Raw genomic sequence first — 16,260 nt, 5'->3', positions numbered from 1 at the left:
GTCCGCTTCAGGGGCGGTCGTTGGAGTAGTGGAGCAACACCACGCCGTTGGGGAACGTTTGCGTCCCTTCGAGCCGGAGACCCATCCGGACATCAGGGGCCTCGAACAGCGGCCGGCCCTGCCCCAGGACCACGGGATGGACGAGAATCTGAAATCCGTCGATCAGGCCGTGCCGCATGAAAGAGGAGGCCAAATTGGCGCCGCTCAGGGCGATATCGCCCCCGAGCCGCGCCTTCAGTTCCGCTATTTGTTCAGGCACGACGTCGTGAATCACCGTGGTATTCCACTGGGTCGGATGGAACAAAAATTGTCGTAGCCATCTTCTAGTCTGAACGCATGGAAAGCACGGTCTGGAGTGCGGAGAGCAGGGAGGCCCTGGCGGCTGTCGCCGCGTCCGTTGCTGCTTTGGCTGTCTTCACCGGTTCCGGGGAGGACCACGCTGATTCGGCCCGCATCATTCCGTCCGGCGCCGGTCCGTCCCGGGGTGCCGGGTCTGGTCCGCCGTGGGCGGATCCGTTGCGGCTTCTGGCGGACGCCAGCCTGGACGGGCTCTCAGGGTTGGCCGTTGTGGAATCCCGGTTCGCGGCGTTGAAGGTGTTGCTGACCGCGGACTATGCGGCGGCGACCCGGGCCCTGGCGTCCCCGACGGCATCCCTGCGGGACCGCACCGTCCAGGAAATGGCGATGGTCGCCGAACTCGCCTGTGTCCTGACGGTCAGCGAACACGCCGCCGGAGCCCTGCTCGGCGAGAGCCGGGCCCTGACGACGTCGCTGCCGCTGACCCTGGACGCGTTGCGGGACGGGACGATCTCCTGGGCCCACGCCCGGATCATGGTCGACGAAACCGGTGACCTGGACCCGGCCGGGGCGGCGGCACTGGAGGCGCACTTCCTGGACCCCGACGCGCCCAACCCGGCCCGCGGATGCCCGGCCGGGGAACTCGTCCCGTACCGGTTTCGCGCCAAGGCCCGCACCTGGCGCGAACGCCACCACCCGGTCAGCATCGAACAACGCCACACCAAGAGCGCCAAAGACCGGCGGGTCGAATTCCGCCCGGATTCTGACGGGATGGCGTGGCTCTCCGCCTACCTCCCGGCCGATACCGCGGCGGGGATCTGGCAACGGACCACCGCCGCCGCCCGCGCCCTCCAGGGCCCGGACGAGCCCCGGACCCTGACCCAGCTCCGCGCCGACATCGCCGCCACCTGGCTCCTCACCACCAACAGCGCCACCGGTACCGACGCCGACGGCAACGGCCTGACCGGGGAGGTGCCGGTCCCGCGGGCGCAGGTCCTGATCACCGTCCCGGTCCTGTCCCTGCTCGGCGCCGGGGAGGAACCGGCGGTCCTGGACGGGTACGGGCCGATCCCGCCGTCCATGGCCCGGGCCCTGATCGCCGACGGCGCGGAGTCCTTCCACCGGGTCCTGACCGACCCCCGCGACGGGGCCCCGCTGGAAATCGGCCGGACCAACTACCGCCTCACAAAGGCTATGCGCCAATGGCTCCGGCTCCGCGACGGCCGATGCCCCTTCCCGGGCTGCAACAACCCCTCCCTGGACAACGAGGCCGACCACCTCCTGGCCTGGGCCGACGGCGGCACCACCGGGCTCAACAACCTCGGACAGCCCTGCCCCAAACACCACCGCCTCAAACACGGCTCCGCCTGGACACCCGCCGGTGCCAGCAAAGACAAACCGCCCGGCTGGACCTCACCCTCAGGACGGAACTACCCCAGCGAACAACAGGACTGGGAACCACCCCACTGGCCACCAAACATTCTGGCCACCGACGAAGGCCTAAACGAACGCCCGCCCCGGGACCCCGGCCGGGATCCCGACCTGGACCCGCCCCCGGACCGCGGCCGGGATCCCGACCTGGACCTGCCGCAGGACCCCTTCCCGGACTGGTACGAATTCGCAGCCGGGCACGACTTCCCTGCCGCAGGCCCGGAGGATCCACCCTGGCCACCGCACCTTGAGCACGGCACCAAAGCCGTGTCGGTGGCCGAAGCTTTCGTGGCCGCGTTCTTGGCTGATCAGCATGATGTCCGGGCGTGAGCCGGAACCTTCCTACTGGTCGGGCTGTCGGCGCACCATCTCCGTGATCCAAATGGGCGCGAACGGAGACGTGCAGCCCGGGGAAGTCGGGTAGTCCTTGAGCACCTCCAGGCGCTCACCGATGTCGATTGCACGAGTGCGGTGCTCGGCGTGCTCGATCCCGATCTGAGCCAGGCAGTGGTTCATTGCCCACTGCAGGCGATCCGGGGAGTGTTTCATCTCCGCCTCGATGACATCGAGAAGTCCGGCGAGCTCCAGGCCCTCGGGCTTCTTCGCCACGCGTTCGGTTGTTAGGGCCCAGCCCGCACTCGCAACCACGGGATCCGGATCGGCGGACCAGGCCAGCCGCAGGTCTTCGGAGTGAGGGTTCTTCTTGACCACGTAGTTCACGAGCCAGTCGTGCACCTTGGGTGCTCGCGACTCGCGCAACATGCGGTCCAACACGTCCGGCTCGAACGCCTTCGGGCGGCAGATCAGGATCGCCAGCAGTCTCGCCGGGGTGTCATTTGTCTCCCACAGCCGGCGCGCGAGGTCCTGTTGTGTCTTCAGCCGCTTCGCCAGAGCGCGCAATTTGCTCAGATTCACACCGTGATCGTCACCGCGTTTCTCGTTCACCTCGCGTGCCCTCGGGTCCTCAAGCTGCGCCAGCTCGGCCATCACCTCGGCCACCGTCGTTTCCGTCACTTCGGCCTCCTGTCGATTAGGTCCGAGGTTCAGCCTACGACGGAAGTCGGTCCCCCCGTCGTACACGAAGGCCCGGCGACAGAGTCCGCGCATTGGGCTGTCGACCGGACGCGACGAGCCAGCGAATATTCCTTTCTGACCATGGGACGTCGGCTATCGCTGGAGCACCGGGACTCAATCACTAGCGCAGCCGCGGGAGTCGCCGTCGGGCCCTGGCCCTTGAACCCGGAACAGCGGTGCCAGCAGCGCGTCTCTCAGCTCGTCGCTAATCCCGTCGGGGACGTCCAAGTCAACGTCCATGGCCAGCAACGCCCTGCTGAAGAAGTTTCGTGCAGCCGCAGCCAGGGTGATGTCGGCGATCTCACGGTCACTGAACCCGAAGTCGCGGAGTCGCTGCCCGTCGCTCTCGCTCATGGAAGCCACATCGGTGCTGAGCTTCACGGCGTAGTCCATCATGGCCACCTCCGCCTCCGGAAGACCCGCATCGTGGAAGTCCGTGGCGATGGCACGCAACTGCTCTTCGCCGATTATCGTGAGCGTCTTTTTCCCGTGAGCCAGCCTGCAATGACTGGATCCGATGCCCTGGGCCGCGGCCAGCGTCACCAACTCGTAGCGGCGGATGCCCAGGGATGAGCTGATGGCCTTTGTGAGGGACTCCCAGGCAAGGAATGCCTCCGGGTTCAGGCTCATGGCCTTCGTGTGGCTCGGCACGTAGCCGAGCGTTCGGCGGTCGGCATCGTAGATCTCAGCCGTCAACCCGGTGGCCTCGGCCTCGTGCGTAACACTCAGGATCGTCATTGAAAGCTCCTCAGCTTCGCCTGCTGCGGCAAACGGTCGGTGCTGACCATTCCGGCATAGGAGGCCGCGATTTTGACTCATTTTGGCCTTCGGTCTGGCGATTGTAAATAACCCTCCCGCAGCCCTCCTGGATCGCTTCGGGTGGCCCAAGGTCTTCCGTTTTCTCCTCGGACAACGAACTGCGCTCATACATAAAAGCTGCTCCCCGAAAGTCGGACCTGAATTCACAGTCCGACTTCCGGGGACCAGTTCACGGCATGGTCCTGGCTCTTCCGATTCATATCTGGCGGCAGCGTGTTACTTCCTGGCGATGAAGTACGCGTTGAACGGATCCGATTCGATGTCCTGGGACGCCACGTTCGCGAAGCCGGCGTCGGCGAGCATCGACTGCGCGAGCTGTTTGCCCCAGACGGTGCCCAGCCCGTCGCCGTCGAGCCCGAGTGAAACGCTCATGCAATGGAAGGTCGAGATCGCGTACAGGTAGCTGCCCCAGGGGAGCTCAATGTTCTCCTCCACCTTGCTGGATGCCTTGATGTCCACCATCAGGAAGATCCCGTCCGGCCGCAGCGCCCGGTGGATGTTACGCAGCACCGCCGCCGGATGCGCCTGGTCGTGGATGGCGTCGAAAGCCGTCACCGCGTCGAAGCGGGCCTCGACGTCCAGGCCGGTCACGTCAACGACCTCGAAGCTGGCGTTCGCCAGGCCCAACCGTTCCGCCTCGCCGCGGGCGGCACGGATGGCTCCCTCGGAGAAGTCATAGCCGGTGAACCTGCTGGCCGGGAAAGCCTGCGCCATGACGTTGATCGCATGGCCGCTGCCGCAGCCGACGTCGGCGACGTCGATCCCGGCGTTCAGCCGTTCAGGCAGACCGGGTACCAGCGGCAGGATCACGTCCAGCAGTGCTGCATCGTGCACTGCCGCGCTGGTCTGGGCCATGTTCCGGTGGAAGTGGGGGTAGTCCTCGTAGGACAGCCCGCTGCCGTGCCGGAAGCGCTCGATGATCTTCTGTTCAACTTCGCCCATCATGGAAATGTGCTGCATCAGAATAGCCATGTTGTCCGGGCCCGCGGCGCTGGTCAGGACGGCGGCATGCTCGCGGGGCAGCCAGTACGTCCCGGCCGCCGGGTCGTAGTGGATCACGCGCGCCGCGGTCATCCCGCCCAGCCATTCGCGCACATAGCGCTCGTTGAGGTCGCAGGCGTCGGCTATCTGCTCGCTGGTGGCGGCAGGCAGGCCAGCCAGCTTTTCGAACAGGCCGGTCTGGTGCCCGACGCTGGTCAGCAGGGCGATCGCGGCGTCGTTCAGGATGCCCACGAAGCGTCCCGCAAATGCCGTGGAGGCCTCGGCGTCGAACTCCGCCAGTGAGGTTTCTAGCTCGATGGTCATTGTTGTTCCTTCCTTTGCTGCAGGCGTCTGTGCCTGATTGCTTCCAGCGTAGGAATTGCCACGTGCCGTCGGCATCGGGCGAATGATGCGTTCTGGTTGGAGCCCATGGGGCGAATCATGCAGACGCCGTCTGCCGGTGCTGCCCGGCGTCGGCGGGAAGGCAGCGGGACCTAGCGGCGCGGCTGCAGCCCGTGTTCGTGAGCCCAGGCTGCGGCGGCCGTGCGCGAGGAGACGCCGATCTTGGCATAGATGTTCGCCAGGTGCCTGCCGACCGTCTTCTGGCTGATGAACAATGCCTCGGCAGTTTGCTTGTTGCTGGCTCCCGCGGCAGTGAACGCCAGCACGTCCGCCTCGCGCTCGGTCAGCCCGCCAGGAAGCCGGCCGCCGTCGAGCCTGCGGACATCCGGCAGGGCACCGAGTTCGCTGTAGATCGCCAGCGCCGTCGCGGAATCCGCAGCGGCGACGCTGGCCTGCCCCAGCCCGCGGTGCGCCTGGGCGAGCAGTTCGTAGACTCTGGCTGTGTCATAGCGGGCGTGCAGGGTCCGGTACTCGTGGACGGCTGCCTGCAGCACGGGCAACGCCTCGGCGTGCTGCGACTGCGCGATCAGCAGTGCGGCCCGGGCGTGCCCGGCCCAGGCGCGGAAGCCGGCGGTGGCGAACACCGCTGCGGTTTCCTCCATCCGGGCGCAGAGCCGCTCGGCCTCATCAAAGTGTCCGAGAGCCAGGGCGATTTCGACGCCGGACAACAGCAGCCGTGCGCAGGCCAGCCGGTCCCGCCCGGCCAAGGCGGCACACAGCCCGGCCCACGCCGCCTCGTTCTTCCCGCCGGCATGCTGGAGCAACGAAGCGCCCGGCTGCGGTTCGGTCCCCAACTCCGTGGCCCGGGCGTAAGCTTCCTCGGCGCCGCTGCTGTCCCCGCGAAGACGGCGTATTTCGCCCAGCTGGTAGTAGGCCTCGCCCGCCACCCAGTTGTTCCGGCCCACGAGCGCCGCCGCACTCTGCTCGATCGCATGTTCCGCCGCATCCCAGCTGCCTTCGATGCTCAGCAGCTGCAGCCGGTGGATGCGGCAGATGCCGGCATACACCACGTCTCCCACGAACTGCTCGCCCCACTGCTCGGTGGCGTCAGTCCAGGCACGCATCCGGTGCAGGTCGGCCAGGTCGTGGCACGCGTGGATCACCGTGCAATAGATTTCTCCTGCCCATTCCGGCGGCAGCCGGCCGGCGAGCACCGGAAGCATTGCCTCGTCCAGCTGGGCGAAGCCCGATGCGGTGCTGCCGCTGCGCAGGTCTGCCAGGCCGGCGAGCACCAAACCGAAAGAGGTGAGTGCGGGCTCGCGCAGGCTCCGGCCCAAATCCTGCAACTTGGCCGCGGTCTCCCTCGCGGGGCCCGGGTCCGCGAGACTAAGCGCGAGGCAGGCGTCCAGGTAAAGCAGGTAGCCGTGCTCCGGACCTTCTGGAAGGTCCTGCAGTAGTCTCCGGGCACGGCTCACCCAACCGGAAGCGATGACCACATCTCCGCGGATGAACCACAGCAGCCCCAGGTGCAGGGCCTTCATGGCCGCGTCTGATGCGTCGCCGTCGTCCTGGAAGCGGTGGTAGACGTCCTCGGAAACTTCTAGCGATTCCTTGACCTGTCCGAGCCACCACGCGGCTCTGCCCAGGAGACTCAAGTCTTCCGTCTCCAGTTCCGATATCTCCCGTGCCTGGCTGAGCTGCCGGTAAGCGGCATGCCAGTCGCCGCGGGCGTACGCCGTCCGCGCTGTGGCCAGAAACCCGTCAAACTTGTCCATCCCAGACATCACTTCAACGGTAGCGCCGCGGAGAGCAGCCGGTCGAGCCACTCTCAAGGGCAATACCGGGGAACGAGCGGGACACGTGCCGGGTGGTCCAGAGGACTTGGCGGTAGACCGTCGCTATGAGGGGATGGCCTCTGATGCGGTGACTAGGCATGGGAGGATCGGGGGTATGGAAAACTCCCCCGAGGTCCTCCGATATGCGGCCTTTTCCACGACGCCAGACGGCGGCAATCCTGCCGGGCTGGTTCTGGATGCCCGCCACATGGATGAAGCCGGGATGCTGGCCGCGGCGGCCGCCGTCGGGTATGCCGAAACCGCCTTTGTGACGGAGCAGGGCGTCGACGGCGACGCGCGTCGGAGCCGGGTTCGGTACTTCTCGCCTATCGCCGAGGTGCCATTCTGTGGCCATGCGACGATTGCGTTGGCCGTTGCGCTGAGCATTCGCGACGGGGCTGGATCCTTCACCTTCGACACCCCTGTCGGCCCGGTCGTCATCGAGACGGCAGGCGATGGCGCCGACATCACCGCATCGTTTACCGCCGTTGAGCCGCGGCTGGCCGAATTCGACGACGCCGTCCTGGCAAAACTCCTCGGATTGCTCGGCGTCGGGCTGGGCGATCTCGATCCGGCCTATCCGCCGCGGATCGCGTATTCGGGAAACTGGCATCCGGTGCTGGTCCTCGCCGAGACTACTCTTTTCGATTCCATTGCCTTCGATCCGGAGGCGGTGCGCCGCCTCATGGACGTTCAGGGCTGGGCAGCAACCGTGACGATCCTTTGCCGAATTGCAGATGGCGAATTCGAAGCCCGGAATCTATTCCCGGTGGGCGCCATCACGGAGGACCCTGCAACAGGGGCCGCCGCGGCTGCGGTCGGCGCCTACCTGCGCTTCCTGGGCTTGGTCGAGCCTCCATCGAGGGTCCTCATCCGCCAGGGACGACACGTAGGCCGGCCGGGCTTGCTCACAGTGAACATTCCCGCCGCCGGCGGGATAGTGGTCAGCGGCAGGGCCGTCCGGATTCCTGTTACTACGGACAACAGCTAATCCGAGTTCATCCGACTAGAGACTCTGTCCGTCGCACCCACGCAGGACTACGATTTTGCGTGTTGACGAAGCACACGGTGACCAGCACAGGCGGTGGCAGATGCAGAGTGGGGAAACGCTGTGACCGGAGGGCCGAGGCTGAGCGGACCGCACTGGCGGCGAGTGGTGGCAGCCCTAGCCAACAAGGACGCGCGGACCGCCTACGCGCAAATCGTGCTGGGCGCCAAGCTCCCCGACGTGGTTGCTGAGCTGAATGCCCGACGGCGAGACAGGGCCATCGCCGCCCTGCTTGAGTCCGGGCTCGTCGAACGGAATGCTGCCAACGAACTGGAGGCGTCCGAGGCGATCTTCAGCGGCCTACTCACCCAGCAACCCCGACGACAAGCGCAGACCGGGTTGGCTCGCTTCATGCGCCTGGGCAGGATCGAGCGGTATCCGGCCAACATGGCGGAGCGGCGGGAGCTCCTCGCCTGGATTGTCAGCGAAGCCATCGAGCCCGGCGAACAGTTAACGGAAAAGCAGGTAAATGAACGGCTCCTCAGTTATACCGATGACGTCGTAATGCTGCGCCGTTACTTGATCGACTTCGAACTGTTGGAACGGACGCCCTCCGGCTCCTCCTACTCACGGCACGACCCAACATAGGGCTTGGAAGCGAGGCCCGGCCCCGTCGGCCTGACCAGCGACAACATCCCGAAGTCCCTGGATCATCGATAGTTCTCCACCTCCCCCGGAGGCGGCGATCGCATGAACACTGACGCTCGTCGTGCCCGTGAGAAGCATCTCAAACAATTACGGCCCCAGTGGAGAACCAGCCGCAGGCAGGTAACGTTATCTCTTCGTAACATTCCCTGACTGAAATGCGTTGTGAATATGCCTGAAGACTCCACTATCGAAGACAAGCCCAAACAGCTCCTCGGACTCAGTGGCACCCAGACTATTGGCTCGGCTCTGGCCGCGGTGACCTCTGCCTTGGTGGGGTCCTTTCTCGGCGTTGCCGGGACGCTGATCGGCGCCGCACTCGGCTCTATCGTTGCCACAGTGGGCGCCGCTCTCTATGCCCGAACACTCAGTTCGGCCGCCACCGTCGCCTTGAAGAAGATCCCCCAACGACGCACGCCCGGACTGCGCGCTGACGAGGGCGACATGCTCGCCGCCAGCGCACCGGCCGAGAGCGACGAACCTCGAGCCAAACGTGTGAGGGGCAAGTTCACGCCCGAGACCTGGATCAGGCTCGGGGCGGTCAGTGCCGCCGCATTCGTTGTCGCGATGGTCGGTGTGACCGCTGTCGAATTCGGAACCAATCAGCCCATCTCCAGCCTCGTCTCGTCGACGTCGAGCATCGACGGCGGTGCGACCGGGCCCACAACGACGCTGGGCAAAGCATTGACCGGCAATCCGACTGTCCCGGACGAGACAGACGAACCGGCCGAGAACCCGGTGGAAGTGCCTGGGCAAGTCGAGGAAGGCGCTAACCAACAAGAGGGCATGACTACGGACGGCCTGACTACGGATGGCAGCCCCAGTCGCGGGGACACCGGCTCGGCCGGAACTGAAGACCCGGGAGCCGACGAATCAGGAGCCGACGAATCAAGCGACTCCACGCCGGCGGACCTCGCCCCCGAAACCGAACAGACTTCGGCGCCGGAGGTGCCCTCGGATTCGGAACCGATCGAGCAGCCGGCACCGTGATGACGAGGACACGGACGCAGGCCCGATAGGAAGCCCCTGATCACGCAGCAAGGGAGCAGGCATGGCCTGCTCCCTTGCTGCGTGATCACTTTCAGGGTCTAAGGCGTCATGATGACGAAGCCGGCTGACGGGACGGTGACGCTGATCGCCAAACCGTTCCGCGCCTCAGCCGACACCCCCGATCCAAGCTGGGCCGGGTTCGTCGAATAGGCACATTGGAACTTGGAGCCAACGGCATGCAGGCGCGCGTCTATGGTCACCCACACTGTCCTTGGCGCTGCCAGGTCCGTGTTGATTGCACACACTACTTCCCGGTTCGCGATGATTCGGCTCCAGGCGACGATCGACGTCATCCGCCCCGGGCCGATCTTGTTCGGATACCAGAAGACGATGCCGTCCTCGGAAATCGGCCTCATATACTGCCGCCCGCGGCGGAGTGCGAGGTCGCTGGTCCGGACGGCCAGGATTTTGGCCAGCTCCTGATAGGTCTGCCCCGTCTCGTCGAAGAAGTGCCTGTCCCGGCTCCTGAACGACCCAAAGCGGCCCCCGAACATCGTTTCCCGGATATAGCGGTCCGGCCTGTCTTCTTTGTCAGGAGGAGGGATCAAGCCGGACGGGAACTTGCCGTCGAAACGCTGTTCACTTCCGTAGTAGATGCAGGGGATTCCCAGCGTCGTTGCGTTCATGGCGAGGATCGCGAGCTCCAGTGCCCGCCCATCCGGGTCGGCAGCAAACCTCGCCTTCCATTCCTTGTCCAGCCTGATCAGGTCGTGATCATCAAAGGCAGTGACCACGTGGTTGCGGAACCACGTGTGAGAGGCTTTGTCGACCTGGCTCGAGTTGCGGAACAGCTCGAAGTAGTTGGCGGGGTCGCCTGTGCCTTTGGCGGCGTCCACCATGAAGCGCTGAACGTCCCCCAGGCCCAGAGCAGCGTCGAGCCCGGTCTCGTCACGCGTACTGATGGCGTATTCACGGCTTCCGGCGATCTCTCCGACCAGGAAGAACGAATCCTTGCCGATGGTCTCAGCGAACTCATGAATCTCAGAGGTGAAGTACCGGGTCGCCCCATGGTCCATGTGCTTGACGGTATCGACACGGAAACCGTCAAGATCCGCGTAGGCGATCCAGTACTCGTAGGCCTCCGCGAGGATTCGAAGGGCTCCTGACGGCGCGTAGTCGGACACCGGTCCAGCCCCTTGGTGAATGTCTTTCAATCCGGAGAAGTCGCCCTCCGTCGTCTCCGGCCTGGCATCCCAATGAACAATGTTCCCCTTGCGAGTGAATGCGTCCGCAGTCTGGAGCTCCTCCGGCCAAACGGCACTGTCCTCGTCCGCCGGGTTAACTGGCGTGGGGAAGGGCAGCGTGGCGGCCCCGGCGGGATCCCGCCATCCGAGCACAGGATAGGTAGCGCCGCTCCACTCAGGCGTGTAAAAGTTGCCGGCCGGATCAACGGTGTTGTACTGGAAAACGTCGGCGGAATGGTTCAGGATCACGTCCAGGATGACGTAGAGCCCGGCGGCATGCGCGGCCGCGACGAGGTCCTTGAAGTCTTTGTCTGTGCCGAAGTGCGGGTCGACTTCCAGGAAGTTCTGAATCCCGTAGCCGTGGTAATCGTCCACTCCGGGGCGCTGCCGCAGTACCGGGCTGATCCACAGCGTGGTTATGCCCAGTCTCTTGAGGTAGCCGATTTTGGATGTGATCCCTTTGAGGTTGCCGCCAAGCCATTGGGCGCCGGCGGACTCCCACTTCGCAGTGTCGGCCTGCGTCGTGACGGCGTTGCCGGCGTCGGCCGCCGAAAACAGCGGGGTGGTCCCTTGAACGGCCAGCCCGGCTAGATTTTTGTAGCCGTTTTCCTTGCCGTCAGAGAACCGGTCGATCAGGAGGAAGTAGATCACCTGGTCCGACCAATCGCGGGGGGACGGGTGATGGTGGTTTTCTTTCAGGAGCTCCGCCCACGGGATGTTCTTGATTGAAAGCATCATTGCCCTCACTATCAGATTTGCCAGATTTGCAGGGAGGAAGCAGGCTCATTGCCCCGCTTCCCAGGGGACTGCCCATGCCTCTCCAGATGGGATCCCGCCGGATTCACGGCCAGGGCGCGCAGTGCGCCACTCGCTATCGGCGTCCGAGCATTCCCCAAGGTGCAGGGCTGGCATCGGAAGGCGATGAGCCAAGTATGGCGAAGCGGGGCAGAGCGCGGAAGTGGGCGACGGAAAGGACTTCGCGAAGGCGCCGCCGGACCTCAGTGTCGGTGAAGGAGCCGGTGATAATGCCGTCACCGGCATGCCTCGATCTGTCGGCTTCAGAGTCCCGCCCCGTCCTCGGGGCGCCGGGCCGGTCCGCGGACCGCGATTCCACCCCGCCCTAAGGCCTAGTCCCCCACCACGATGCGCCCGACCATCAGGCGCATAATCTCGTTGCTGCCCTCCAGGATCTGGTGGACCCGCAGGTCACGGGCGATCTTCTCCAGTCCGTATTCGGACAGGTAGCCGTAGCCCCCGTGGAGCTGGATCGCGCTGTTGGCGACGTTGAACCCGGCATCCGTGGCGACCCGTTTGGCCATGGCGCAAAGCTTGACGGCGTCGGGCGCCCCGCGGTCCAGCGCGTCCGCTGCCCGCCAGAGCAGCGTCCGGGCGGTGACGAGCTCCGTTTCCATGTCGGCGAGCTGGAACAGCAGGGTCTGCTGGTTGATCAGCGGACCGCCAAACGCCTGCCGATCCTTCAGGTAGGCCACCGACTTTTCCAGGGCCGTCTGTCCGCCGCCCAAGGAACAGGCCCCAATGTTGATGCGGCCCCCGTTGAGCCCCTTCATCGCGATCCCAAAACCGCTGCCTTCCTCCCCGAGCCGGTTGGCAACCGGAACCCTGACATTGTCAAAGACCACCTGGCGGGTCGGCTGGGCGTTCCACCCCATCTTCTTCTCGTTCGCCCCGAACGACAGGCCCGGCGTGTCCGCCGGGACGACAATGGCGGTGATGCCGCGGCTTCCGGTATCGGCGGTGCGGGCCATCACGATGTAGTAGCTGGAAGACCCTGCCCCGGAGATGAACTGCTTGACGCCGTTCAGCACATAGTCTCCGCCGTCACGCACCGCCTTGGTGCTCAGCGCTGCAGCGTCGGAGCCGGCGCCAGGCTCGGTGAGGCAGTAGCTGCCCAGCGCCTCCATTGAGGCCATCTGGGGTACCCACTGTGCGCGTTGTTCATCGTTGCCGAACGAGTCGATCATCCACACGACCATGTTGTGGATGGAGATGTAGGCGGCGATCGTCGGATCCGCCTTGGCCAGTTCCTCGAAGATCAGCACCGCATCACAGCGCGTCAGCCCGGAGCCGCCGAACTGCTCCCGGACGTAAATGCCGCCCATGCCCAGCGCGCCAGCCTCGGCCAGCACGTCCACCGGAAAGTGCTTGGTCTCGTCCCACTTCGCGGCGTGAGGAGCCAGCGCCTCATTGGCGAAGTCCCGCACCATCGCAACCAGCGACTGCTGGTCCTCGTTGAGTTCAAACATGCCCAGTCCTGTCGAAGATGTGGATTGTGACCTCAAATATAGTAGGAAGACCTAGTAATTACTAGGACTTCCTGCTTCCTGGCGATCCCGCGTTGGGGCCCCGTCAGGGACCCCCAAGGAAATTTCGCTGGATGAAGCATAATCTCAGCCTCAGGAAGCCTTGGGGGGAGTAAATGCACTGTGCAGATGGCCCACCAGGGCATCCAGGTCCGCGTGCCGGGCACGGTTCTCTTCGTTCGGGGCATCCTGCCGGTATACCCACCGGCTCGGCCGGGTCCTTGTTCATGCCAAGGAGGGCTGCCACGGCATTGTTGCCGAGCGCGTTCACCAGGCGCTGCGTGACGGCCCGCGGACCGTAGTCCGGGTGCTTTGACGCTTGAAGTCCGCGCCGTGAGGGGGCTCTGAGTCTGTTCGCCGAGTTCCCGGGCGTCAGCACGTCGGGTTCAGCGGCGTCCGATCATCTCGGCGACGCGATCTAGTTCTTCCTCCGCTTGCATCGAACGCAGATGTCGACGCAAGCGGACAAGAGCGTTGGCATCAAGATGCTCGTGTCATCAGTTGCAGGTGAACAGTGGGTGAACCTGGTCTGTGAAACGCCGGCCGATCCGGACCGGCAGACACTGTTGGCGCGTGCAGTACTTTGAGTCGCAGGCTCTGATCAATGCCCGCCTTTCTACGGCGTGGGAGGTCCTCACCGACAACAGCAACCTGACGGTCTGGGCTTCAGGGTTTACCTACTTCACGGGCGACCTGCGGCACGGCGGAAAAATCCGCATACGAAGTGCCCGGGGCGGGGACCGTACCCTCAGGCTGCACGTGGACCTGGTACCGGCCGAGACCATGACGTGGACGTTGCGTGGGCGATTGGGGCTGTACAAAGGAGTCCGCACCGTGGCCGTCACCCTGCAGGGCGCCAAACGCACCTGAAGGTCACCGTCTCCTTCAGCGGGCCCCTGGACTGGGTCCTCGCCAGAATGTTGCCCGAGACGGACCAAGCCCTCCGGGACTACTCCGCTGCTGTCACGCACCGGGCTGAACTCCTCGACCGGGCAGGTTAAGGTCAGGCGGGCTGACGGCGTCGGGCCACCTCCTGGTCCAGCGGTACAGGGGCTGATGTTTGTATTTTTTTGCCGCATCGCTGGTGGCCGAAACCAGCATCCTAAAATTTCTTCGGAAGTGTTCCACGAGTTGTTCTCGACGCATTCTGGATCAAGTGTCGAGGTGGGCGGTCGGTCCAAGAGATAAGGAGTTGATTGGTGGCATCCTCGACGTACCAAATCGCCCGTCTCCCCGATGAGTGGCGCTCTCTCCCCGCCCAGGTGGCGATACAGCCGCAACCTCCCCACAGACTGGTCCTTCCCTCTTGACCGCCTGCCTTGCCGATGTAGAGAACAGGAGTTGGGAGATCCCATCTTCTTTGCAGTTTTATCAATGGGTATGCGGGGTTCTCGCTTCGGACCAGAAGGCATCTCTGGTTTCAGAGCGAAGCACCGCTGAACCCCCACGTTGAAGCACGGCCTATGACCGGGAAGGCCGTTGCGGCTGGGCCGGCGTGAGCCGGCCCAGTTTGGATTCCCTCAGCAATCGGATATCTGTGGGTTCAGCTTGGTTGAACTGTTGGTGATGCTGCCGCCGGCCCGGAACTTCGTTGTTCCTAACGGCTCGGCTGTCGTTGTCACGCGTGGGTGTCGCGTTGAACGGCGGTCCGCCGCGGGTGAGTGGCTGCGTTGTAGCTCAGTGGACGGCGAGCTCGATGGCGAGCACTGCGAGTCCGAGTGCCGTCATGATGGCAAGGACCAGGATTTTAAGCCATGGCTTCACCCTCAAACGCCGCACGGCGAAGAGCGTTACGACGATCAGCGTGGCGACGAGCGTTACCGCGATGATCCGGAGCGCCGGTGCCAGTTCGATCACGCCAAGCGCGCTGAGTCCGAGGATCGCCATTGGCGCCAGGAGCACTCCCAAGGATCCGAAGCTCACATACGCGAGGTGGGCGATTTCCGTCCGGGATGGCAGCGCGCTGGTCCTGATCATGTGTGCGGTTACATCTGCAACGAACACGGCCAGCAGCGTGCCCGCGACGGTGAGCAGTAGCGTGAGTGCAGCGTCGCCTACGGTGGCATGTTCGGCGTCGCGTTCGAAAGCGATCGTCACGGCCAGCGCGGTAAAGGTGACGTAGACGCGCTCCTTCAGGGCTTCTGAACGTTGCTGCGCGTCCGCGCCGGGTCGCTGGCTGGATGGGGAGGGGGTCACGTTCTGCCCTTGGTTCACAGCATCAGATTACGTGGTGGCTCACCTGTTGGCAGGAAGGGCATCTCGCCTGCGGGCCGCGGCGCTGACGGTAGTGCCATCGGCGCCGGCCCAAGACAGGGGGGACTCCGGACCCGCACTCTAGCGACATGCGCCGCGGCGTCAATGGCCATGCGTAATGCGAGCCGTCCAGTATCGAGGAGCTGCGCGCCTGCTTGAGTAGCCAACAAGCGGGCCCGGGTAGCGCGATTCAGCGGGCCGTGTCTCCTTTTGTTGACGCCTCGTCGACTGCACCGCGCAGCCTTGCAGTCTGGAGTTCGGGGAGTGGGATGCGGCATATTGCATGCGCTTCGTTGGCAGACACACCCAGCATTCGCAGGAGTGCCTCGGTCGCCCGGTCCGTCGCTTCGGCGTCGTCGCGGTCGGGTTCGGCTTGGATTAGCTGTCCGAGGAAGGTTGCCGCGCCGACGGCGCACGCCACGGCGACGTCGACGTCTGTCATTGTGAACCGACCGGATTCGACGCCGGCCTCGATGTCACGCCGGACACGCGGTGCCAGTCCTTTCTGCGCGCCGAGGAGGTCGAGGGCGCTGTGCAGGATCACCTTGCTGAGCTGTGGTTCACGGCGGTGGAAGCGACCGGTCAACCGGAAGCTGGTCGCAAACGCGACGGCGGGGTCTTCGACGTCGGTGGTGAGCTCGTCGAGGACCGCGCCGAGGAGGTCCATGACGTGCTCTACCGCGGCCTCGAACAGCTGGTCTTTCGACGCAAAGTGGTTATAGAACGAGCCAATCCCAACGTCCGCGGCCTGAGTAATCTCCAGCACCGGCGTGTTGGTCTGTCCTTGAGCCAGGAAGGACTGTGCGGCCCGGACCAACGCGGCGCGGGTCTGCGCCTTCCGTCGATGCGTCCGGGTAGGTTCCGCGGAGGCGGCTGGGGCTTGGGTCATCGCTGGCTCCTTGAATTCATCCGGTCACACGAATTCTACCAGCACACCGTCATGTCTGAATAAATCTTCAGATACTCTTGACTGACGATAT

Annotated in this window: 14 protein-coding genes; 5 read left to right on the top strand and 9 right to left on the bottom strand. The window is 64.8% G+C overall.

Annotation, left to right across the window (positions count from 1 at the left end):
- Nucleotides 1-7: 7 nt before the first annotated feature.
- Nucleotides 8-259, bottom strand: coding sequence for a dihydrofolate reductase family protein (locus ACZYZ5_RS04375; protein WP_463899413.1), 252 nt, complete (start codon nt 257-259; stop codon nt 8-10).
- 77 nt (nt 260-336) lie between these two features.
- On the opposite strand from ACZYZ5_RS04375, the gene ACZYZ5_RS04370 reads away from it, so the two are divergent.
- Entirely contained in the window at nt 337-2,058 is a 1,722-nt protein-coding gene (locus ACZYZ5_RS04370) for an HNH endonuclease signature motif containing protein (protein WP_463899412.1), read from the top strand.
- A gap of 12 nt (nt 2,059-2,070) precedes the next feature.
- On the opposite strand, the gene ACZYZ5_RS04365 is transcribed toward ACZYZ5_RS04370, so the two are convergent.
- The 4 genes from ACZYZ5_RS04365 to ACZYZ5_RS04350 form a co-directional block, all read right to left on the bottom strand.
- A complete protein-coding gene (locus ACZYZ5_RS04365) occupies nt 2,071-2,742 on the bottom strand; it encodes a DNA alkylation repair protein (protein ID WP_463899411.1) in 672 nt (223 codons plus the stop codon).
- Between the two features lie 174 nt (nt 2,743-2,916).
- The gene (locus ACZYZ5_RS04360) at nt 2,917-3,540 is read right to left on the bottom strand and encodes a carboxymuconolactone decarboxylase family protein (RefSeq protein WP_463899410.1); all 624 of its coding nucleotides are present in this window, start codon (nt 3,538-3,540) and stop codon (nt 2,917-2,919) included.
- A gap of 297 nt (nt 3,541-3,837) precedes the next feature.
- Complete coding sequence (locus ACZYZ5_RS04355; protein ID WP_463899409.1) at nt 3,838-4,926, bottom strand: class I SAM-dependent methyltransferase; 1,089 nt, start codon at nt 4,924-4,926, stop codon at nt 3,838-3,840.
- A gap of 170 nt (nt 4,927-5,096) precedes the next feature.
- Nucleotides 5,097-6,719: a LuxR C-terminal-related transcriptional regulator gene (locus tag ACZYZ5_RS04350; RefSeq protein WP_463899408.1), complete on the bottom strand. Its 1,623-nt coding sequence runs from the start codon at nt 6,717-6,719 to the stop codon at nt 5,097-5,099.
- A gap of 175 nt (nt 6,720-6,894) precedes the next feature.
- Between ACZYZ5_RS04350 and ACZYZ5_RS04345 the strand changes: the two genes are divergently transcribed.
- From ACZYZ5_RS04345 to ACZYZ5_RS04335, 3 genes are all read left to right on the top strand, one after another.
- Complete coding sequence (locus ACZYZ5_RS04345; RefSeq protein WP_463899407.1) at nt 6,895-7,770, top strand: PhzF family phenazine biosynthesis protein; 876 nt, start codon at nt 6,895-6,897, stop codon at nt 7,768-7,770.
- 165 nt (nt 7,771-7,935) lie between these two features.
- Entirely contained in the window at nt 7,936-8,415 is a 480-nt protein-coding gene (locus ACZYZ5_RS04340; protein WP_463899406.1) for a DUF2087 domain-containing protein, read from the top strand.
- Nucleotides 8,416-8,637: 222 nt separating this feature from the next.
- Nucleotides 8,638-9,462, top strand: a complete 825-nt coding sequence (locus tag ACZYZ5_RS04335) for a prolipoprotein diacylglyceryl transferase (protein ID WP_463899405.1) — start codon at nt 8,638-8,640, stop codon at nt 9,460-9,462.
- 98 nt (nt 9,463-9,560) lie between these two features.
- On the opposite strand, the gene ACZYZ5_RS04330 is transcribed toward ACZYZ5_RS04335, so the two are convergent.
- Together ACZYZ5_RS04330 and ACZYZ5_RS04325 are read right to left on the bottom strand one after the other, a co-directional pair.
- Nucleotides 9,561-11,444 carry an alpha-amylase family glycosyl hydrolase gene (locus ACZYZ5_RS04330; protein WP_463899700.1) on the bottom strand — a complete coding sequence of 628 codons (1,884 nt, stop codon included), beginning with the start codon at nt 11,442-11,444 and terminating at the stop codon, nt 9,561-9,563.
- A 389-nt stretch (nt 11,445-11,833) separates the two neighbouring features.
- On the bottom strand, nt 11,834-12,970 hold the full coding sequence (locus ACZYZ5_RS04325) for an acyl-CoA dehydrogenase family protein (RefSeq protein ID WP_463899404.1): 1,137 nt from the start codon (nt 12,968-12,970) through the stop codon (nt 11,834-11,836).
- Nucleotides 12,971-13,600: 630 nt separating this feature from the next.
- Between ACZYZ5_RS04325 and ACZYZ5_RS04320 the strand changes: the two genes are divergently transcribed.
- A complete protein-coding gene (locus tag ACZYZ5_RS04320) occupies nt 13,601-13,897 on the top strand; it encodes a hypothetical protein (RefSeq protein WP_463899403.1) in 297 nt (98 codons plus the stop codon).
- A gap of 807 nt (nt 13,898-14,704) precedes the next feature.
- Here ACZYZ5_RS04320 and ACZYZ5_RS04315 read toward each other — a convergent pair.
- Nucleotides 14,705-15,223: a hypothetical protein gene (locus tag ACZYZ5_RS04315; protein ID WP_463899402.1), complete on the bottom strand. Its 519-nt coding sequence runs from the start codon at nt 15,221-15,223 to the stop codon at nt 14,705-14,707.
- 247 nt (nt 15,224-15,470) lie between these two features.
- Nucleotides 15,471-16,169 carry a TetR/AcrR family transcriptional regulator gene (locus ACZYZ5_RS04310; RefSeq protein ID WP_463899400.1) on the bottom strand — a complete coding sequence of 233 codons (699 nt, stop codon included), beginning with the start codon at nt 16,167-16,169 and terminating at the stop codon, nt 15,471-15,473.
- Nucleotides 16,170-16,260: the final 91 nt, after the last annotated feature.

The organism is Pseudarthrobacter ribosi (assembly GCF_055412865.1).
Note: the sequence above shows the minus strand (reverse complement) of the source record. Positions and strands in the feature narration are given on the sequence as shown.

Coding starts and splice junctions, on each gene's coding strand:
- ACZYZ5_RS04360 (WP_463899410.1), bottom strand. CDS start 3,540: ATGACGATCCTGAGTGTTACGCACGAGGCCGAGGCCACCGGGTTGACG.
- ACZYZ5_RS04355 (WP_463899409.1), bottom strand. CDS start 4,926: ATGACCATCGAGCTAGAAACCTCACTGGCGGAGTTCGACGCCGAGGCC.
- ACZYZ5_RS04325 (WP_463899404.1), bottom strand. CDS start 12,970: ATGTTTGAACTCAACGAGGACCAGCAGTCGCTGGTTGCGATGGTGCGG.
- ACZYZ5_RS04345 (WP_463899407.1), top strand. CDS start 6,895: ATGGAAAACTCCCCCGAGGTCCTCCGATATGCGGCCTTTTCCACGACG.
- ACZYZ5_RS04330 (WP_463899700.1), bottom strand. CDS start 11,444: ATGATGCTTTCAATCAAGAACATCCCGTGGGCGGAGCTCCTGAAAGAA.
- ACZYZ5_RS04350 (WP_463899408.1), bottom strand. CDS start 6,719: ATGGACAAGTTTGACGGGTTTCTGGCCACAGCGCGGACGGCGTACGCC.
- ACZYZ5_RS04370 (WP_463899412.1), top strand. CDS start 337: ATGGAAAGCACGGTCTGGAGTGCGGAGAGCAGGGAGGCCCTGGCGGCT.
- ACZYZ5_RS04310 (WP_463899400.1), bottom strand. CDS start 16,169: ATGACCCAAGCCCCAGCCGCCTCCGCGGAACCTACCCGGACGCATCGA.